The 19424-nt window shown below is 72.9% G+C and carries 21 protein-coding genes; 9 read left to right on the top strand and 12 right to left on the bottom strand.

The genetic code is table 11. From position 1 onward, the window contains the following. From AC162C_RS07170 to AC162C_RS07160, 3 genes are all read left to right on the top strand, one after another. Positions 1-865 (top strand): class I SAM-dependent methyltransferase (locus AC162C_RS07170; RefSeq protein ID WP_484096948.1); only part of this gene is annotated, 865 nt, incomplete at its 5' end. Between the two features lie 212 nt (positions 866-1077). Then, entirely contained in the window at positions 1078-1689 is a 612-nt protein-coding gene (locus tag AC162C_RS07165) for a sucrase ferredoxin (protein WP_484096947.1), read from the top strand. Beyond that, positions 1682-2374, top strand: a complete 693-nt coding sequence (locus AC162C_RS07160) for an SDR family oxidoreductase (protein ID WP_484096946.1) — start codon at positions 1682-1684, stop codon at positions 2372-2374. The genes AC162C_RS07165 and AC162C_RS07160 overlap by 8 nt, the downstream gene beginning before the upstream one ends. A 10-nt stretch (positions 2375-2384) precedes the next feature. Here the strand turns inward: AC162C_RS07160 and AC162C_RS07155 are convergent, their stop codons facing one another. Genes AC162C_RS07155 through AC162C_RS07145 form a run of 3 tightly spaced genes read right to left on the bottom strand, consistent with a single transcriptional unit; the run spans position 2385 to position 4542 of the window. Continuing rightward, entirely contained in the window at positions 2385-2822 is a 438-nt protein-coding gene (locus tag AC162C_RS07155) for an HIT family protein (RefSeq protein ID WP_484096945.1), read from the bottom strand. Further along, on the bottom strand, positions 2819-3589 hold the full coding sequence (locus AC162C_RS07150; RefSeq protein WP_462974043.1) for an ABC transporter permease: 771 nt from the start codon (positions 3587-3589) through the stop codon (positions 2819-2821). Before AC162C_RS07150 ends, AC162C_RS07155 begins: the two co-directional genes overlap by 4 nt. Beyond that, positions 3586-4542, bottom strand: a complete 957-nt coding sequence (locus tag AC162C_RS07145; protein WP_484096949.1) for an ATP-binding cassette domain-containing protein — start codon at positions 4540-4542, stop codon at positions 3586-3588. The genes AC162C_RS07150 and AC162C_RS07145 overlap by 4 nt, the downstream gene beginning before the upstream one ends. Before the next feature lie 38 nt (positions 4543-4580). Here AC162C_RS07145 and AC162C_RS07140 point away from each other — a divergent pair, with 38 nt between their 5' ends. Then, positions 4581-5516, top strand: coding sequence for a DUF1028 domain-containing protein (locus AC162C_RS07140; RefSeq protein ID WP_484096944.1), 936 nt, complete (start codon positions 4581-4583; stop codon positions 5514-5516). Positions 5517-5554: 38 nt separating this feature from the next. On the opposite strand, the gene AC162C_RS07135 is transcribed toward AC162C_RS07140, so the two are convergent. Then, the gene (locus AC162C_RS07135; protein WP_484096943.1) at positions 5555-6136 is read right to left on the bottom strand and encodes a hypothetical protein; all 582 of its coding nucleotides are present in this window, start codon (positions 6134-6136) and stop codon (positions 5555-5557) included. Positions 6137-6242: 106 nt separating this feature from the next. Here AC162C_RS07135 and sucC point away from each other — a divergent pair, with 106 nt between their 5' ends. The 3 genes from sucC (at position 6243) to sucD (ending at position 9025) form a co-directional block, all read left to right on the top strand. Beyond that, positions 6243-7385: an ADP-forming succinate--CoA ligase subunit beta gene (gene sucC / locus AC162C_RS07130; protein ID WP_484096942.1), complete on the top strand. Its 1143-nt coding sequence runs from the start codon at positions 6243-6245 to the stop codon at positions 7383-7385. A 118-nt stretch (positions 7386-7503) separates the two neighbouring features. After that, entirely contained in the window at positions 7504-8145 is a 642-nt protein-coding gene (locus AC162C_RS07125) for a class I SAM-dependent methyltransferase (protein WP_484096941.1), read from the top strand. 7 nt (positions 8146-8152) lie between these two features. After that, entirely contained in the window at positions 8153-9025 is an 873-nt protein-coding gene (sucD, locus tag AC162C_RS07120) for a succinate--CoA ligase subunit alpha (protein ID WP_484096940.1), read from the top strand. A 37-nt stretch (positions 9026-9062) separates the two neighbouring features. Here the strand turns inward: sucD and AC162C_RS07115 are convergent, their stop codons facing one another. Beyond that, complete coding sequence (locus AC162C_RS07115; RefSeq protein WP_484096939.1) at positions 9063-10472, bottom strand: ATP-binding protein; 1410 nt, start codon at positions 10470-10472, stop codon at positions 9063-9065. A gap of 33 nt (positions 10473-10505) precedes the next feature. Here AC162C_RS07115 and AC162C_RS07110 point away from each other — a divergent pair, with 33 nt between their 5' ends. Next, a complete protein-coding gene (locus AC162C_RS07110) occupies positions 10506-10847 on the top strand; it encodes a cupin domain-containing protein (RefSeq protein ID WP_462974036.1) in 342 nt (113 codons plus the stop codon). A 46-nt stretch (positions 10848-10893) separates the two neighbouring features. Here the strand turns inward: AC162C_RS07110 and AC162C_RS07105 are convergent, their stop codons facing one another. Next, positions 10894-12090, bottom strand: coding sequence for a DEAD/DEAH box helicase (locus AC162C_RS07105; RefSeq protein ID WP_484096938.1), 1197 nt, complete (start codon positions 12088-12090; stop codon positions 10894-10896). A gap of 190 nt (positions 12091-12280) precedes the next feature. Here AC162C_RS07105 and AC162C_RS07100 point away from each other — a divergent pair, with 190 nt between their 5' ends. After that, complete coding sequence (locus tag AC162C_RS07100; protein WP_484096937.1) at positions 12281-13369, top strand: aminotransferase-like domain-containing protein; 1089 nt, start codon at positions 12281-12283, stop codon at positions 13367-13369. A gap of 7 nt (positions 13370-13376) precedes the next feature. On the opposite strand, the gene AC162C_RS07095 is transcribed toward AC162C_RS07100, so the two are convergent. From AC162C_RS07095 to AC162C_RS07070, 6 genes are all read right to left on the bottom strand, one after another. Continuing rightward, positions 13377-13691 (bottom strand): lipopolysaccharide assembly protein LapA domain-containing protein, encoded by a 315-nt coding sequence (locus tag AC162C_RS07095; protein ID WP_484096936.1) that lies wholly within the window; start codon positions 13689-13691, stop codon positions 13377-13379. Between the two features lie 399 nt (positions 13692-14090). Further along, positions 14091-15092, bottom strand: coding sequence for a S16 family serine protease (locus AC162C_RS07090; protein ID WP_484096935.1), 1002 nt, complete (start codon positions 15090-15092; stop codon positions 14091-14093). A 13-nt stretch (positions 15093-15105) separates the two neighbouring features. Further along, positions 15106-15849, bottom strand: a complete 744-nt coding sequence (locus AC162C_RS07085; RefSeq protein ID WP_462974972.1) for an SDR family oxidoreductase — start codon at positions 15847-15849, stop codon at positions 15106-15108. 61 nt (positions 15850-15910) lie between these two features. Beyond that, on the bottom strand, positions 15911-17197 hold the full coding sequence (locus AC162C_RS07080; RefSeq protein WP_484096934.1) for a citrate synthase: 1287 nt from the start codon (positions 17195-17197) through the stop codon (positions 15911-15913). 142 nt (positions 17198-17339) lie between these two features. Further along, positions 17340-18272 carry a malate dehydrogenase gene (gene mdh / locus AC162C_RS07075; protein WP_462974029.1) on the bottom strand — a complete coding sequence of 311 codons (933 nt, stop codon included), beginning with the start codon at positions 18270-18272 and terminating at the stop codon, positions 17340-17342. A 27-nt stretch (positions 18273-18299) separates the two neighbouring features. Beyond that, entirely contained in the window at positions 18300-19385 is a 1086-nt protein-coding gene (locus AC162C_RS07070; RefSeq protein ID WP_484096933.1) for an isocitrate/isopropylmalate dehydrogenase family protein, read from the bottom strand. Positions 19386-19424: the final 39 nt, after the last annotated feature.

Raw genomic sequence — 19424 nt, 5'->3', positions numbered from 1 at the left:
GTTGCGGCGGCCGCCGACGCGCCCCGTCCCGAGCCTCGCGCACGACCGTGCGAAGCGCCGCCTGCTCGTGGACGGCGAGCCCGTGCCGTTCCTCGTCGAGCTCGGCGTCCAGACCCCGGAGGGGCGTGTCCGCACCCGGGCGCAGGACAAGTTCCGGCAGGTCAACCGGTTCCTCGAGCTGGTCGACGACGTGCTCCCGACGCTCCCGGAGGACGGTGTGCTGCGGGTGGTCGACTTCGGCTCCGGCAAGTCGTACCTCACCTTCGCCCTCCACCACCTGCTCGCCGCCGTCCACGGTCGCGCCGTCGACATCGTCGGGCTCGACCTCAAGGCCGACGTCGTCGCGTCGTGCGCCGACCTCGCGCGCCGTCTCGGCGCCTCCGGGCTCCGCTTCGAGGTCGGCGACATCGCCTCGTTCGAGGGCCTCGACGGGGTCGACCTCGTCGTCTGCCTCCACGCCTGCGACACGGCGACGGATGCGGCCCTCGACCGCGCCGCGGCGGCCCGTGCCGCCGTCGTGCTCGCGGTGCCCTGCTGCCAGCACGAGCTGCTCGGACAGCTCGAGAGCGAGACGCTGGGGCCGCTCCTCCGCCACGGCACCCTGCGCGAGCGGTTCGTGGCCGAGGTGACCGACGCCGCCCGCGCACGGCTGCTCGAGCTCGCCGGCTACGACGTGCAGGTCGTGGAGTTCGTCCCGCTCGAGCACACGCCGAAGAACGTGCTCCTCCGGGCGACGCGGCGGTCGCGCCCGCGGCCGGCGGCGACCGCCGAGCGCCTCGCCGGCGAGTACCGCGTCTTCGCCGACGCGCTCGGGATCGAGCCCGCGCTCGAGCGGGCGTTGCGCGCACGGGGAGTCGTCGGCTGAGCTGCGCCGCGGCATCGCTCTCGGCCGGCGCCGAGCTCGCGGGCACCGCGACCCGGGCGACGCGGTGGCTCCTCGTCGAGCACACGGGTCGCTGGGGACGCGACGCGACCGGGGACACCGGCGTCTCCCCGGCGCTCACCGGCGCCGTTGCGAGGTTCGACGGCCGCGTCCTGCTGATCCGACGGCCTCGGTCGTCGGCCCGCCGGTCGGTCGTGTTCGTCGCCGACACGACGGAGGAGGGCGGCACGCTCCGGCGCCTGACGCTCGACGAGCCCGGAGGCGAGCCGATCGACCTCGCCGCGGCGGCGGCCACTCCCGGGCCGCTCGTGCTCGTCTGCACGCACGGGCGCCGAGATCCGTGCTGCGCGCGCCTCGGGCCGCCCGCGTACGACGCGCTGGAAGGCCACCTCGATCGGTCGCTGCTGTGGCAGTCCTCGCACCACGGCGGCCACCGATTCGCCGCCAACGTGCTCGTCCTGCCCTGGGGAGTCCAGCTCGGGCGCGTCGGGCCCGCCGACGCGGTGGACGTCGCCGCGGCGCTCCGCGACGGCCGGATCCCGCTCGCGCACCATCGCGGGCGCACGCTCTACGAGCCTCGCGTGCAGGCGGCAGAGGTCGCCGTCCGCCGGGCGCACGGGCTCGACCGGCCGGAGGCGCTGCGACTCGCAGAGGCCGGAGATACGCGGGTGCGCTTCGAGACGCCGCTGGGCCTCCTCGAGGCGTTCGTCGAGGAGCGTCCGGGGCCGGCCGTCCCCGCCAGCTGCGGTGACGACCCGGCGCCGACGACGGCGTTCGCCGTGCGGGTAGAGTCGAGTGATGGGTGAGGGCCGCGTCCTCTGGATCACCGGCGCCTCGTCGGGCATCGGTGCGGCGACGGCGCGGGCGGCGGCCGCCGACGGGTGGCGACTCGTGCTCGCCGCGCGCTCGCTCGACAGGCTCGAGGCGCTCGCAGAGGAGCTCGGGGGCCCCGACCGCGCGGTCGCCGTCGAGTGCGACGTCACGGAGTGGGCCGACCAGCAGGCCGCGGTCGTGACCGCGCTCGAGCACTTCGGGTCGCTCGATGCCGCGTGGGCGAACGCCGGGTTCGGCGCCCAGCGCGGCTTCCTGCTCGACACGCCGGAGCACTGGCGGTCGATGGTGCTGACGAACGTCTACGGCGCCGCGCTCACGATCCGGGCGGCGCTGCCGGCGCTGAAGGACGCCCGTGGCCACCTGCTGCTGACCGGGTCGGTGGCGGGTCGACGGAACATCGTCGGCTCCCTCTACTCGGCCACCAAGCACGCTGTCCACGCGATGGCCGAGTCGGCCCGCCTCGAGCTCGACGGAACGGGGGTGCGGGTGACGGTGATCGCGCCCGGGATCGTCGACACGCCGTTCTTCACCGCGGTGCCCCTCGAGGATGCGCTCGCCGCCGAGGACGTGGCGCATGCCGTCATGTACGCGCTCTCGCAACCGCCGCACGTCGACGTCAACGAGGTGCTCGTGCGGCCGACCGCCCAGGAGACGTGACGAGCGACCCCTAGAGGCGCCCGAGCGCCGCAGCGATTCCCGCGGCGACCGTGTCGAGCTCCGCGCGGGACGGCGGCGGACGCCGCGCCCGGGTGATCTCCAGCCCGTCCCCGGCGTAGCGCGGCAGCACGTGGAGGTGGGCGTGGAACACCTCCTGCCCGGCCGCGGCGCCGTCGGCCAGGAAGAGGTTGACGCCGTCGACCCGGACGGCGCCGCTGGAGCGCAGCCCCGCGGCGATCAGCTGCGCGACGGCGAACAGGTGGCCGCCGACCTCCGCGGGCAGGTCGGCGAGCCCGACCGCGTGCACCTTCGGCGCGACGAGGACGTGGCCGGGGGTGATCGGCGCGATGTCCATGAAGGCGATCGAGGCCTCGTCCTCGTGGACGAGGCTCCGCGGCGCCTCGCCGGCGACGATCGCGCAGAAGACGCACGCCGGAGGCGGGGTCACAGCGTCCTCCGGTACGCGCGGAAGCTCAGCGTCGCGAACGCGGCCGCCGCCGCCGCGAACACGACGAGGAGGGCGACGAACGCCCCCATCTCGTTCCAGCTCGTGCCGGGGAGGGCCTCGCCGCGGGCGGCGCGCACCGCCCACTCGACCGGGTTGAGCAGCGAGAGGCTGCGCATCCACGACGGGATCAGCTCGCGGGCGATCAGGAGCGACGAGAAGAAGAGGAGCGGGAGGCCGATGAACTGCGCGACCGCGATCATCGACGCCTCCTGCCGTGTGCGCAGCGCGACCCCGTGAGAGAGCCCCGAGAACCCGGCGGCGACGAGGAAGGACGCGACGAGGATCACGAGCCATCCGGCGACGCCGCCGTTCGTCGCTCCCAGCGCGAGGCCGGTGACGAGGATCAGCACCGCCTGCAGGGTCGCCACCAGCGCCGACTCGAGGATGCGGCCGAACACGATCGCCCCGCGATGCGCCGGCGTCGCGAGGAAGCGCTCGAGCACGCCGCGGTCGAGGTCCTCGATCATCCCCATGCCCGCCCACGAGCCGGAGAAGAACGCGGTCATGACGGCGATGCCGGGTGTCAGGTAGTCGATGTACGAGGACGTGCCGAAGCCGGGGAGCTCCGTGATGCGCCGGAAGAGCTGGCTGTACAGGAGCAGCCAGAACATCGGCTGCACGATCATCACGACGATCCAGATCGGCTGGCGCAGCAGGTTCCTGAGCACGCGGGCGCAGAGGAACAGCGTCTGCTCGACGACGCTCACGTCGTGCCCCCGGCGTCGTCGGAGCGGAAGTCGCGGCCGGTGTGGTGGAGGTAGACGTCGTCGAGCGACGGTCGCGACACGGTGACGGCGTTGACGACGACGCCCGCGTCGTCGAGGAGGCCGAGGATCGTCGGCACGGCCTCGGCGCCGTGCTCCACGCGGGCGTGCACCCGGTTCGCGTCGGCGAGCGTCTCCGCCACGCCGGGCATGTCCGCGACGAGCGCCCGGGCCCGGGCCGCGTCGCCGTGGGCGAGCTCGACGGTGACGGCGTCGCCGCGCAGCGCGCGCTTCAGGGCCTCGGGCGCGCCCTCGACGACGACGCGGCCCCGGCTCACGATCGCCACGCGCTGTGCGAGCCGGTCCGCCTCCTCGAGGTAGTGGGTCGTGAGCAGGATCGTCAGCCGCTCCTGGGCGGCGAGCCGCTCGAGCTCCTCCCACATCGTCGCCCGCGCCTCGGGGTCGAGGCCCGTCGTCGGCTCGTCCAGGAACAGCACCTGCGGGTGGTGCACCAGCCCCATCGCGACGTCGAGCCGGCGCTTCTGCCCCCCGGAGTACGTCTTCACGAGCGCCCTCGTCTTCTCCTCGAGGCCGAAGAGCGCGATCAGCTCCGCCACCCGGCGCGTCAGCTCCGGGCCGCCCATCCCGTGCAGCCGACCCTGCAGCAGGAGGTTCTCGTCGCCGGTGGCCTCGCGGTCGACGCCCGACGCCTGCGGCACGTAGCCGATCGCACGGCGCACCGCCGCGGCCTCGCGCGCGACGTCGTGCCCCGCGACCGACGCGGCCCCTCCGTCGGCCGCGGTCAGCGTCACGAGCACCCGCACGGTCGTCGACTTGCCGGCGCCGTTCGGGCCGAGCAGCCCGAACACCTCGCCCTCCGGGACGGCGAACGTCATCCCGTCGAGGGCCCGGACGTCCTTGCCGTAGGTCTTCTCGAGGCCGTCGACGACGATCATGTCCACGCCCGCGAGCGTAGCGCGGTACGGTGGCGCGGATGCGGACGAGTCGGCGAAAGGCGACCTTCTCGATCGTCGCCGCCGATCCTGGTGCGCGCGAGGTCGGCTGCGCCGTGCAGTCGAGGTACTTCGCGGTCGGGAACGTCGTGCCGTGGGCGCGGGCCGAGGTCGGGGCGGTCGCGACCCAGGCGGCCGGTGTCGCCGTCTTCGGGCCGCGGGCGCTCGACGCGCTCGCCGCCGGTGCCGCGCCCGCAGAGGCGATCGCGCGGGTGCTCGACGGGGACGCCGGCCGCGAGACGCGGCAGCTCGGCGTCGTCACCGCGGACGGGCGCGCCGCGGCGCACACGGGGACGGAGTGCCTCGCCTGGGCCGGCCACCGCGTCGGCGAGGGCTACGCGGTGCAGGGGAACATCCTCGCGGGGGAGGACGTCGTCGCGGCCATGGAGGACGCCTTCGTCGCCGCGCGGGGGACGCTCGCCGAGCGGCTCGTCGCCTCGCTCGAGGCCGGTCAGGAGGCGGGCGGAGACATCCGTGGGCAGCAATCGGCGGCCGTCGTCGTCGAGCGAGCCGGAGCCGCCGACGAGAGCCGCGAGGGGCTCGACCGCGTCTGCGACCTGCGCGTCGACGACCACGCGGCGCCGATCGCGGAGCTGCGGCGGCTCCTCGGCATCCACCTCGTCTGGGACGCCCTCCGCCGTGCGACCGCGTTCCACGAGCCCGGCCGGTACGCCGAGGGCGCAGCGCTGCTCGCCGACGCGCTCGAGCGGTACGGGGAGGACGGGGCCCTGCTCTACGACCTCGCCTGCTTCGAGTGCCTCTCGGGCGACACCGCACGGGCGCTCGACCACCTCCGCCGCGGGCTCGCGCTCGACGCGGGGCTGCGGGCGTCCGCGGCGGCCGACCCGGACTTCGCCGCGCTCGCGGGCGACCCGGTCTTCCGGGGCCTCGTCGGCACCGACACCGCCGCTTCCTGAGAGCCCGGACGGGATCGCCTGCCGCCGGCGGAGCCGCGTCAGGGGCGGAGGCGGTACGCGTTGTCCGTGATCCAGACGAGCTGGGGCGGGAGCCCCTGCGGCGGATCGCCGTCGGCGAACAGCGGTCCGAACACGACGCGGAGGTACCGCTCGGCGGCGAGCGCCCCCGGGGCGGCCATCGTTCCCTCCCAGGTGGCACCGGGCTCCAGCCGTGGCGGCAGCGGCGGGTCGAACTCCCGGGCCGGGCGCAGCCCCGGCAGCGTCCGGTCCGCGTTGCGCTGCTCGAGCTCGTCGAGCTCGCCGCTCGCGAACAGCATCACGCCGAAGCGCGAAGGCACCGTCTCGTCGATCTCCCAGGCGATGTCGGACTCGTTACGGATCGCCACCTCGGCGCTCCATCCGGCCTCGGTGACGGCGATCGTCCGCACCTCGAACACGAGCCGGGACGCCGCGACCGCTCCCTCGGTCGGCGTGGGCGCGGGCTCGACCCACTCGACCGCCGCCTCCTGCGGCGGTGCCGGCTGCGACACCGACGGCTCGGGCGACGTCTCCGCCGCACAGCCCGCGAGCGCGACGGCGAGGCCGAGGACGACGGGCGCGAGCGATCGACGGCGACGCATCGGGTGCATGGTCGCAGCACCCGCCGGGTGCCCGCGGGCCCCGACGTCGCGCGCGGTGAGGCTGCCGAGCCGCCGACCCGTCCGAGGTGGGTATGCTCGCCGTTCGGTGGACCTCTACGAGTACCAGGGCAAGGAGCTCTTCCGTCGCGTGGGCATCCCCGTGTCGGACGGGCGGCTCGCGACGAGCCCGTCGGAGGCGCGGGAGGCGGCCGCGGAACTCGGATCCCCGGTGGTCGTCAAGGCGCAGGTGCTGACGGGCGGGCGCGGCAAGGCGGGCGGGATCAAGCTCGCGTCGAGCCCGGGGGAGGCGGAGTCCCACGCCCGGGAGATCCTCGGGCTCGACATCCGCGGGCACGTCGTGCACCGCCTGTGGATCGAGAAGGCGTCGGACATCGCGCGCGAGTACTACCTCTCGCTCACGTTCGACCGCGGCGCGCGCAGGCCGCTGTTCATGTTCACGACCGAGGGCGGCGTCGACATCGAGGAGGTCGCCGCGACGAAGCCCGAGGCGCTCGTGCGCCTCCACGTCGACCCGCTGGAGGGCTTCCACCCCTGGCAGGCGCGGCGCCTCGTGTACGGCGCCGGCGTCACCGACCCGTCCGAGCAGAAGCAGGTCGCGGCCGTCGTCGGGAAGCTCTTCGAGGCGTTCACGCGCTTCGACGCGATGCTGTGCGAGATCAACCCGCTGATCGTGACGCCGGACGGCGAGGTGCGGGCGCTCGACTCGAAGTTCACGGTCGACGACAACGCGCTCTTCCGACACCCGGACGTCGCGGCGATGCGCGACGTCACGGCCGCCGACCCGCTCGAGGCCCTCGCGCGCGAGAAGGGCGTGACGTACGTGAAGCTCGACGGCCGGGTGGGGGTGCTCGGGAACGGTGCCGGGCTCACGATGTCGACGGTCGACGTCGTCACCTTCGTCGGCGGTGCGCCCGCGAACTTCTGCGACCTCGGCGGCGGCGGCGACGCGCAGGGCGTCGTCGATGCGCTCGAGGTGATCATCCGCGACCCGCAGGTGTCGGCGATCTTCTTCAACATCTTCGGCGGGATCACCCGCTGCGACGAGGTTGCGCGGGGGATCCTGCAGGCGCTCGGACAGATGCGCCTCGAGCTGCCGATCGTGGTGCGTCTCGACGGCACGAACGCGGAGGAGGGTCGCGCGATCCTCGCCGAGGCGGCTCCTGCGAACCTCCACGTCGAGCCGACCATGCTCGACGCCGCCCGCCGCGCGGTGGAGCTCGCAACGTGACGGTCGTGCGTCGATCTGTGGCACCGGCCGCGGCAGCGGCCGGTGCAGGCGTGTTCGCGAGGCGGGATCTGCGCCCGCAGATTCCGCCTCTGCGGGGCAACGCAGCGGAGCGGTCCCGATGAGCGAGCTCTGGAGCGGCCGGGCGTCGGCGTACGTCGAGTCGGACGCCCACCGGGAGGGCGAGGACCTCGACCTGCTCGTGGAGTGGGCGGCGGGCGCGCGGACGGCGCTGGACGTGGCGACGGGCGGTGGGCACGTCGCCCGACGCCTCCGCGAAGCGGGCCTCGAGGTCGTCACGTGCGACCCGGCGCCCGGAATGCAGCCCGACGTCGTCTGCCACGCCGAGCACCTGCCGTTCGACGCCGGGAGCTTCGACGTCGTCGCGTGCCGCACGGCCGCCCACCACTTCGCAGACGTCGCCGCGTCGCTCCGTGAGATGGCCCGGGTCGCCGCGGATCGCGTCCTCCTCGTCGACACCGTGAACATGGGCGACGCCGTCGAGGAGGCGGAGCGCCTCCGCGACCCCTCGCACGTCCGCAACTACACGGATGGAGAGTGGCGCGAGCTCGTGCTGGGGTCCGGCCTCGGCCTCGACGACGTCCGCTTCCTCGCGCACAGCTTCGACTTCGAGGCGTGGCTCGCGCGCACCGGCTGCGAGGGCGACGACGCCGAGCGCGCCCGCGCGCTGCTCGGCGACCGCGTCGCCGACGGCCGCATCACGCTCGACAAGATCGCGATCCGCGCGGTGAAGGGGGGATAGGGAGGCCGTGGCGATCATCGTCGACACCGAGACGCGGCTCGTCGTCCAGGGGCTGACCGGGTCCGAGGGCCGGTTCCACGGACTGCGCAACCGGGCGTACGGGACGCAGCTGGTCGCGGGCGTGACCCCCGGCAAGGGCGGCCAGGAGGTCGAGGGCGTCCCCGTCTTCGACACCGTCGCCGACGCCGTCCGCGAGACCGGCGCCAACACGTCGATGATCTTCGTCCCCGCCCCGTTCGCGGCCGACGCCGTCTACGAGGCCGTCGACGCCGGTGTGCAGGCGGTGGTCACGATCACCGAGCACGTGCCGGCGCACGAGATGCTGCGGATCAAGGCCTACGTCGACGTGCGCGGGGTGACGATGGTCGGCCCCAACTGCCCGGGCGTGCTCTCCCCGGGCAAGGCGAACGTCGGGATCATCCCCGGTGAGATCTTCGCCGGCGGCACGATCGGGCTCGTGTCGCGCTCGGGCACGCTCACCTACCAGATCGGCCACGAGCTGACCCAGATGGGGCTCGGCAACTCGACGATCGTCGGCATCGGCGGCGACGCCGTCGTCGGGTCGTCGTTCATCGACGTCCTCCGCCGCTTCGAGGCCGACCTGGAGACCGACTACGTCGTGATGGTGGGAGAGATCGGCGGTGACGAGGAGGAGAAGGCGGCCGCCTTCATCGAGGCCGAGATGACGAAGCCCGTCGTCGCCTACATCGCCGGCTTCACCGCCCCGCCCGGGAAGACGATGGGGCACGCCGGGGCGATCATCTCCGGCTCCTCGGGAACGGCGCAGGCGAAGAAGGACGCGCTCGAGGCGAAGGGCATCAGCGTCGGCACGACGCCGACCGAGACCGCCGAGATCGTCGCCCGGCTGGCACGGGCCTAGCCGCGCGCGGCGTCTCGAGGAGCGGTCCTCTCCTCCGCTAGCGGGGCGCCGCCCAGTCGGCCGGCGGGTCGCCGCCGCCCTCGACGGACCACCGCGGGCCGAAGCGCCCGAGCATCGGGTGCTGGACGAGGTTGCCGGCGACGATCGCCTCCCCGAGCCCGAAGTCGGTGGCACGGGCGAGGAGCTGCTCGGGGACGAACGAGAACACCTCGCCGACGACCGCGAGGTCGGCGAGCGAGTTCATGCGCATGAGGACGAGGTTGTCGCACTGCGAGATCACGTTCTCGTGCACCTTCTGCGGCCGCTGCGTGGAGACGAGGAGCGTGAGCCCGAACTTCCTCCCCTCGCCCGCGATGCGGACGGCGTGCTCGGTCGCGAGCGCGGTGATCGGGTCGGCGGCGGCCCCGGGGCACACGTTGTGCGCCTCGTCGATCACGACGAGCGTGGGCTCCCGCGCCTCGCGCCGCCGCCAGAGCGCCGCGAGCGTCGCCTCCGCGGCGAGCGCCTTCTCGCTCGGCGTCCGCAGCGAGCCGAGGTCGACGACGACGCACCGCGGGCCGCCCGGCTCGACGAGCTCCTGGAGCGAGCCCTCGTCCTGCAGCGACCAGAGCTGCCAGCGGTCGACGCGGAGGTTCCTGATGCGCAGGCCGAGCGCGCGCACCGACGGGTCGGGGGAGGAGCGCAGCATGTCCATGAGGGCGTCCACGCTGTCCGGCCCGGCGGTCCCGGGTTCCGTCAGGTCGACGAGCGCCGCGTACTCGTCGCGGTCGGCGATCGGGTCGAGCCGGAGGCATGCACCCTGCGCTGCGGCGTCGAAGTCGCGGAACCGGACGTGGATGCGCTCGGAGCCCGCGTCTCCCGCGCTCCGGACGAGGACGTCCCGGGCGGCGTCCGCATACGCGTCGGCGACCTCGGCCGGCGCGTCGTCGCGCGGCTCCGCGAGGTGGACGAAGTCGGAGTTCGGGTCGAGGATCACGATGCGCAGGCGCGTCTCGAGCAGCAGGCGCTCGAGGATCGTGCCGAGCGCGTAGGTCTTGCCCGAGCCGGACTGCCCGCAGAGGAAGGTGTGACGCCGGAACGCGCCGGCGTCGAGCGCGAGCGCGAGCTCCGGGGCGAAGGCGAGCGCTCCGACGGCGAGCTGGGCCCGAGGCGATCGCGTGTGGTCGAGCAGCTCCTGGATCTCCGCCGCGGTCGCGGCTCGCGCCTCGGCGCCGGCGAACGGCCCGCGCGTCCCCTCGAGCACCCGTCCCTCGACGACGGCGCTCCTCGCGCCCCCGTCCACGCGGAGGGCGACGTGCGTCACCTGCCCGATCCGGGCGTCCGTCGCGGGCCCGAGGAGGACGTAGCCGCCGGTCTCGACGTCGAGCACGTCGGGCGAGACCGTGTACGTGAAGTGGCGGCCGTCGATCGACGTCGCGAGGCCGCCGGCCGGTGTCCGCGCGCGCATCGCCGGAGCCTACCCCTCGCGTACGCTGCGGAGATGGAGGTGGGCAACCTCGACGCTGCCGAGCCGTTCACGACCAGGGACGGCTCGACGATCCGCGAGATCCTGCACGCGCCTGCGCAGTCGCTCGCCGAGGCGACGCTCCGGCCGTTCCAGGCGACCGACCGCCACTACCACGCGCGCTCCGAGGAGGTCTACTTCCTCCTCGAGGGCGGCGGCACGATGGAGGTCGACGGCGTGGAGCGGCCCGTGGGTTCGGGGGACGCCGTGCTCATCCCCCCGGGCGCGTGGCATCGCATCGCCGCGGGAGAGCGGGGCGCACGGTTCCTCTGCATGTGCGCGCCGCCGTACTCCCACGAGGACACCTACTTCGACTAGCGGGCCGGCGGTCGCCCGGTGACACGCGCGCGCGCCCCGGGGTCGCTCAGATCTTGCGCGTGCTGCGCGGGGGTCCCCAGCGCGAGCCCCTCCGCCGTGACGAATAGACGAGCCGAGGAGGGGCGACCTTCATCCCCGTCTCCTCCCACGCCTCCTGCTGGCCGTTGAGGCGTGCGACCCGGCTCACCTCCGCCTGCTGGTCGGGCAGGACGAGGGTGACCGCGTCGCCCGAGCGGCCGGCCCGGCCCGTCCGCCCGACGCGATGCGTGTACGCCTTCGCGTCGTCGGGTGGGTCGTAGTTGATGACGTGTGTGATCCCCGACAGGTCGAGCCCTCGGGCCGCGACGTCGGTCGCGATCAGCGTCGTCACCTTCCCGGCCTCGAAGCGGGCGAGCGCCTTCTCGCGTGCGGCCTGGGGCTTGTCACCGTGCAGCGACACGACCTCGACGCCGTGGCGGGTGAGCCGCTGCGCGAGCCGGTCGGCGCCGCGCTTCGTCCGCACGAACACCAGTGCGAGGCCGCGCTCGGCGCGGAGCAGCTCGACGAGCTTCTCGACCTTGTTCTCGGGCGTGACCGCGACGAACCGGTGGTCGATCTCCCCGGGCAGCTGCTCGTGGGGCAGCTCCGCCTCGACGCGCACCGGGAAGCGGGTGTAGGAGCGCGCGAGCTCACCGACCTCGCCGTCGAGCGTCGCCGAGAAGAACATCGTCTGGCGCGTCTCCTGCAGCCGGCGGACGATCCGGTCGACCTGCGGCTTGAACCCCATGTCCAGCATCCGGTCGGCCTCGTCGAGGACGAGCACCGTGACGTCGGAGAGCGAGACGAGACGCCGATCGAGCAGGTCCTGGAGCCGTCCGGGCGTAGCAACGAGGACGTGCGCGCGCTTCGCCTTCTCCGCCTGCCCGTTGATGCGGACGCCGCCGTAGACGGGGGCGACCCGGAGCCCGTTGGCGGGGGCGAGCGACTCGAAGACCTCCGTCACCTGGACGGCCAGCTCGCGCGTCGGCACGAGCACGAGCGCGGCGGGCCGACCGGCGTCCGGCTCGAGGCGCTCGACGATCGGCGCCGCGAAGGCGATCGTCTTCCCGGAGCCCGTCGGCGACTTCGCGAGCACGTCCGCGCCCGAGAGCGCCGGCGGGATCGTCTTCGTCTGGATCTGGAAGGGGGTGGTGATGCCGGTCGCGGCGAGCGCCGACACCGTGTGCTGGCTCAGCCCGAGCGCAGCGAACGTCTGGTCTGTCATGCGGTTCCTTCGACTCCCTGGTCGTATGGGTCGAGACCGTACTGCCCTCGACCTCGTCAGGAGAAGCTGTCGAAAGAAGCGTGATCTCACGGAGCGGCGGGGTGCCGCGCCTGGACACACCGTAGCAGCCGTCGCGGCCGGGCGGTTCGGCCCGTGGCCGATCGGCGTCCGCCGGTAGGCTGGGTCGGCGATGTCGCCGATCTCCTTCGCACGCGGCGCACCCGCCCCCGAGTGCCTCGACGTCGGGCTCGTCGGCGACTGTGCGCGAGCGGCGCTCGAGCGGGACGGCGTCGCGATCCTCTCCTACGGCTCCGGCGGCGGCTACGGGCCCCTCCGGGAGCTGCTCGCCCAGCGTCACGGCGTCGAGCCGGGGCAGGTGTTCCTGACGACGGGCGGGCTCCAGGGATTCGTCTTCTACGCGGCCGCGCAGCTCGCGCGACGTCCCGGCCGCGTGCTCGTCGAGGGCCCGACCTACGATCGGCCCCTGAAGGTCCTCGCGCGCCACGGCGCGAACGTCGTGAGCCTGCCGATGGACGACGAGGGCCTCGACCTCGATGCCCTCGAGGCGGAGCTGTCGCGCCCGGGCGACGTCTCCTTCCTCTACACGATCCCGACCTTCCAGAACCCGAGCGGTCGCACGCTCGGCGCCGACCGACGTCACCGCCTCGCCGAGCTCGCCGTCGCGCACGGTCTCGACGTGCTCGAGGACGACCCCTACGGGCTCGTGCGGTACGAGGGCACCGCACCGCCGTCGCTCCACTCCCTCGAGGGCGGCCGCCAGGTCGCCTTCACCTCGTCGTTCTCGAAGACGGTCGCGCCCGGTCTGCGCGTCGGCTACGTCGTCGTGCCCGAGCCGCTGTGCGCCGACTACGACGAGCAGGCGGTGTCGACGTACATCTCCCCGTCGCTGCTGCCGCAGGCCGTCGTGCACGAGCTCTTCGCACGAGACGCCTTCGAGACGAACCTCGCCCGCATCTGCGGCCTCCTGCGCATACGTCGCGACGCGATGCTCGACGCACTCGGGGACGAGATGCCGGACGGGGCGCGCTGGAGCCGTCCCGAGGGGGGGTACTTCCTCTGGGTCGACTTCCCGGGCGGGATGGACGCCTCGGATGTGCTCCACCGGGCGACCGAGGCCGGCGTGACGTTCGTCCGCGGCTCCGACTTCTTCCCCGGCGGGGCCGGTGGCGCGTCGTCCGCCCGCCTCGCGTTCAGCTTCGAGACGCCGGAGCGGATCGCCGACGGCGTCGCCGTGCTCGGCTCGCTCCTCCGGGGCTGAGCCGGCCTCAGCCGGCCGCCTTCTTCTGCGCGCGCTCCCGCCGGCGCCGCGTCCTCAGGGCCTCGACGAAGAAGCCGAGCAGGAACCCGAGGGCGACCGCGAGCGCCAGCGCGACGACGAGCGATGCCTCGGCGCTGAAGAAGACGAAGCTGACCTCGACGCGATCGTCGTTGAAGAGCACGAACAGCACCGCGTAGACGACGACCGCACACACGATCACGAGGCCCCACGGGAGGCTGCCGTCGCCCTTGGCCTTCGGCGGCGTGCCCTTGGGCGTCGGACTGGGCGTCGGGCTCTCGGGAAGCGGGGTCTGCTCGGACATGGGGGCAGTCTAGAGCGCGCGGCGCCCGTCGTCAGCGATGGGGTGCCGGCTCGCTCGACGCACGGCTCAGCCGGCGCCGGCCGACGCGTGCGCCGCGAGTGCCGGCGCGGCCCTCACCACCAGCGGCGCCTGCCGCGGTGGTGTCAGCGTGCCCGCCGTGGACGCCCGGAAGGTCGGGCAGGGCCGGTCCCCGGGGAGGGCGCAGAGGCCCTCCTGACGGAAATAGCACTGGGTGCAACTTGCTTTATTCGGATTGCGCAAAGAATCTGATGATCGATACGTGGTGTCCCCGTGACCCGGGCATTCTGCTCGGGGAGCCCGGCGACCGCAAGAGGGGCCCCGGAGCTGAAACCCGCAATTTGCGGCGTATTCAGAACAGAAGAAAAACCTGCAAAGAAGCTACTTCGGGGGGAGCGTTGCCAGCTCGTCCAACGCCTGTTGAAAGGTGTCCACCCCGATCACGCGAAGGTTCCCTGCATATCGGCGGGCCTCGTCTGCGTTATCCCCAGCGGGCACGAGGAACACGTCGGCGCCGGCGGCCCGCGCGCCGAAGACCTTCTGCTTCACGCCCCCGATCGGCCCGACGGTGCCGTCGAGCTCGATCTCGCCGGTCGCCACCACCCGGTAGCCGCGGTCGATGTCCCGTCCGAGGGACTGGAGGATGTCGAGTGCGAACGGAAGCCCTGCGGACGGGCCCCCGACGTCGCCGAGGTCGATGTCCACGTCGAGGGGGAGGTCGATCGTCGCGGCCTGCGCGATCCTGATCCCGATCACCGGCTGTCCCGGCTCGGACGGGTTCTCGATCGTGGTAACGGTGAGGTCGACGAGCTCGTCGTCCCGCCGGACGCGGAGGGCGAGCGCCTCCCCCGGCGTCACCGCGGCGACGGCGGCGCGGAGCGCGGCGGGCGTGCGGACGGGCTTGCCGCCCGCCTCGACGATGATGTCGCCGGGGCGGAGCACCCCCACGGCGGGCACGTCGGCCGCGATCGCCTCGACGATCGTCCCCCGCGGGGTCGCCTCGACGTCGTAGCCCGCCTCCTGCAGCGCGACCGCGGCCGCCACCTCTTCGGAGCGCGCCATCGCCGCGAGCGAGGCGCGGCGCTCGATCCCGCGCGTCGAGCCGGGGGGGACGACCTCGGACTCGGGCACGAGTGTCGCCCCGCCGGGGCGCCAGGGCCCGAGGAGGCGCTCGAGCCAGTTCGCCGGGCGCACGGTGACGTCGACGTAGTAGATGCCGCCCGTGTCGTCCTGCGGCTTCTCGCCCTCGACCTGCACGCGCTCGTCGAGCGGATGGGCGCCGTTCGGGAGGTAGAGGTAGGTGCCCGTGGGGACGAAGACGAAGAGCGCGATCACCACGGCTGCGGCGGCCGCGAGGCCGACGAGAAGCCGCCTGACGGTCATCGCCCGCCCTCCGTCAGTTGAGGCCGCGGGTGAAGCCTCCGTCGACCGGCACGACCGCGCCGGTGACGTAGGCGGCCTGGTCGGAGGCGAGGAAGCAGGCAACCGCTGCGATGTCGGCGGGCGATCCGACGTGCCCGAGCGCGATCGCCTCCAGCTCGGCGGGCCCGAGGCCGTCGGGGTAGACCTCGCGGAAGCGGGCGGTCTCGATCCGGCCGGGGGCGATCACGTTGACCGTGATCCCGTCACGACCGACGTCGCGGGCGAGCGTCTTCAGCCAGCCCACGACGCCCGGTCGCACGGCGTTCGAGAGCGCGAGGTTCGGGAGCGGCTCGCGCACGCTCGACGACTCGATCGCGACGATCCGGCCGCGCCCGTTCGCCCGGAGGTGCGGGAGACAGAGGTCGACGAGCCGGACGTGGGGGAGGAGGAGCAGCTCGACTGCCGCCTCGACCGCCTCGGCCGTCAGCCCGATCGCAGGGCCCGTCGGCGGGCCGCCCCCGTTGAGGACGAGGACGTCGATCGCGCCGAACGCCTCGAGCGTCGTCTCGACGAGCGTCTCGAGGTGCGCCGGGTCGGTGAGGTCTCCACGCACCGCGAGCGCGCCGATGCGGTCGGCCTCGCGCTCCAGCAGCTCGCGGCGGCGCGCGAACATCGTGACGTTCGCGCCCTCGGCGGCGAGGGCCTCGCTGATCGCGAGGCCGATGCCCGACGACGCACCGCAGACGATCGCCGTCCTGTCAGCAAGGCCCAGGTCCATGTAGGCGAAGCGTAGTCGCGTCCGCGTTCAGCGCCCGTGAAGGCGGACGGGTGCGACCGAATCAGCCGCGAGCGTCGATCGGGACGACGTCCCGGACGTCGTAGCCCGTGTACGTCTGTCGGGGCCGCGAGATCTTCTGCTCCGGATCGGAGAGCATCTCCTCCCACTGGGCGATCCAGCCCGGCAGACGACCGAGGGCGAAGAGGACGGTGAAGTAGTCCGTCGGATAGCCCATCGCCTGGTAGATCAACCCGGAGTAGAAGTCGACGTTGGGGTAGAGCTTGCGGGAGACGAAGTACTCGTCCTCGAGCGCGATCCGCTCGAGCTCGAGCGCGATCTCGAGCTTCGGGTTCAGGCCCGTCTCGGCGAACACCTGGTCGGCGACCTGCTTGATCAGCTTCGCCCGTGGGTCGTAGCTCTTGTAGACCCGGTGCCCGAAGCCCATCAGGCGGCCGCCGCCGCCCTTCACGTGCTCGATGAAGTCGGGGACGTTGGCGATGTCGCCGATCTCGTCGAGCATCCTGAGCACCGCCTCGTTCGCCCCGCCGTGCAGCGGGCCGTACAGGGCCGCGATCCCCGCCGACACGGCCGAGAAGGGGTCGACGTTCGAGGAGCCGACCCCGCGGACGGCGCTCGTCGAGCAGTTCTGCTCGTGATCGGCGTGGAGGATGAGGAGGATCTCGAGCGACCGCTGGAGGACGAGGTTCGGCTCGTGCCGTCCGCCGATCTCGAACGTCATGTTCACGAAGTTGCCGATGTAGTCGAGGTCGTTTCGCGGGTAGACGAACGGCAGGCCGCGCGAGTGCCGGAAGACCCAGGCTGCGATCGTCGGCAGCTTCGCCATCAGGCGCACGCGCTGCAGGTAGCGGCTCTCCGCGTCCCCGATCTGCTTCGCGTCGGGATAGAAGGTGGAGAGCGCCCCGACCGCGCCGAGCAGCATGCCCATCGGGTGCGCGTCGTAGCGGAAGCCGTCGAGGAACTTCGCGAAGTTCGTGTGCACGTACGTGTGGGTGCGGATGTCGTCTTCCCACGCCGCGAGCTGCGGCGCCGTCGGCAACTCGCCCTCGAGCAGCAGGTACGCGGTCTCGAGGAACGTCGCCTGCTCGGCCACCTGCTCGATCGGGTAGCCGCGGTAGCGCAGGATGCCCGCATCGCCGTCGATGTAGGTGATCGCGCTCCTGCACGAGGACGTGTTCAGGTAGGCCGGGTCGTAGGACATGAGCCCGCCGTCGCCTTCGACCGCCGAGATCTGGCCGAGGTCGGTCGCGCGGATCGTCCCGTCCTCGATCGGCAGGGTGTACTCGCGCCCTGTGCGGTTGTCGACGACGGTCAGCGTCTCGGAGCCCACGACGACCTCCTCTCCCCGGGGCCGGCGGTCGGTCCGCCGGCCGACTCTCGTTGAGACGACTCTACCCCCGTCCACGCCGCGGGGTCGCACCTTCGGGAGCGCCGCCGGGCGCGGGGCCGTCCGCGCCCGGCGGCCTCCGCGCCTACTTCTTCTTGAGGACGCCGACCACTTCGCGCACCGCCGCCGCCGAGTCGCGGAGCATCTTCTTCTCCGCGGCACTCAGCTTCAGCTTCACGATCCCCTCGACGCCGCTCGCGCCGAGCACGACGGGGACGCCCATGTACAGGCCCCTGATCCCGTACTCGCCCTCGAGGAGCGCGGTGCACGGCAGGACGCGCTTCTCGTCGAGGCAGATCGACTCGACCATCTCCGCAGCGGCCTCGCCGGGCGCGTACCACGCCGAGGTGCCGAGCAGGTTCACGATCTCGCCGCCCCCCTTGCGCGTGCGCTCGACCATCTTCGCGATGCGCGCCTTCGTCGTCAGCTGCTCGAGCGGGACGCCGCCGACCGTCGTCGCCGAGACCACCGGGACCATCTGGTCGCCGTGACCGCCGAGCACGAGCGCCTGGACGTCTCGCACCGACATGCCGGTCTCCCAGGCGATGAACGCGGCGAAGCGCGCGGTGTCGAGGATCCCCGCCATGCCGACGACCCGCTCCTTCGGGAAGCGCGAGACCGCCTTCGCGACGTGGCACATCGCGTCGAGGGGGTTGGACACGACGACGATCACCGTCTTCGGCGAGCGCTTCACGATCTCCCGTGTCACGGAGCCGACGATCGCCTCGTTCGTGGTCACGAGGTCGTCGCGGCTCATGCCGGGCGAGCGCGGCTTGCCCGCGGTGATCACGACGACGTCGGAGCCCTCGGTCTCGTCGTAGCCGTTCGCGCCGACGATGTTGGGCTCGAAGCCCAGGATCGAGCCGGCCTGGTTCATGTCCAGGGCTTTCCCCTGCGGGAAGTTGGGGATGATGTCGACGAGGACGACATCGGCGTAGTCGCGGCGCGCGATCGAGAACGCGCACGTGGCGCCGACGTTCCCCGCCCCGACGACGGTGACCTTCTTCCTGCCGTTCATGACTGTCCTTTCTCGCCGTCCGCCGCGTCAGCCGGCGGTCAGCTTCGCGATGATCGCGTCCGCGTACTCCGCCGTGCCGGCCGCGGTCGGGTCCTCCCGCGTCGGCTTCAGGTCGTACGTGACGTCCGTGCCCTCGGCGATCACGGCCTCGACGGCCGCCTCCAGCCGCGACGCCGCGTCCTGCTCGCCGAGGTGCTCGAGCATGAGCTTCCCCGAGAGGATCATGGCCGTCGGGTTGACCCGGTTCATGCCCTTGTACTTGGGCGCAGACCCGTGCGTGGCCTCGAACACGGCCGCCTCGGGCCCGATGTTGGCGCCCGGTGCGACGCCGAGGCCGCCGACGAGGCCCGCCGTCAGGTCGCTGATGATGTCGCCGTAGAGGTTCGGGAGCACGAGCACGTCGAACTCCTCGGGGCGCTGGACGAGCCCCATGCAGAGTGCGTCGACGAGGTTCTCCCAGGGCTCGATCTCCGGGTAGTCCGCGGCGACGTCGCGGAACACGGAGAGGAAGAGCCCGTCCGTGAACTTCATGATGTTCGCCTTCGTGATGCACGAGACGCGCGAGCGCCCGTGGGCGCGCGCGTAGTCGAACGCGAAGCGGATGATCCGCTCGGAGGCCTCGGGGCTGATCGGCTTCACGGAGATGCCCGCCGTCGGGCCGATCTGCTTCGGCTGGAGGCCGTTCAGCATCGCGATCACGCGTGCCGCGTCCTCCGACCCCGACTCGTACTCGATGCCCGCGTACAGGTCCTCGGTGTTCTCGCGGACGACCACGAGGTCGACCCCCTCGTAGCGGGACCGGACGCCGGGGTACGACTTGCACGGGCGGAGGCACGCGTACAGGCCCAGCTCGTGTCGGAGCGCGACGTTGACCGACCGGAAGCCCGTGCCGATGGGCGTCGTGATCGGGCCCTTGAGCGCGACGCGCGTGTCGCGGATCGAGGCGAGCGTCTCGTCCGGAAGCGGCGTCCCCGCCTCCTCCATCACGTCCACGCCTGCCTGCCGCACCTCCCACTCGAAGGCGACGCCCGTCGCCTCGAGCACCCTGCGTGTCGCCTCTGTGAGCTCCGGCCCGGTGCCGTCACCGGGGATGAGTGTGACTCGGTGTGTCATGGCGTCCAGCATAGTGCGATGCCGGAGACGGCTCGTCAG

It is taken from the genome of Gaiella sp. (assembly GCF_057140465.1).
Note: the sequence above shows the minus strand (reverse complement) of the source record. Positions and strands in the feature narration are given on the sequence as shown.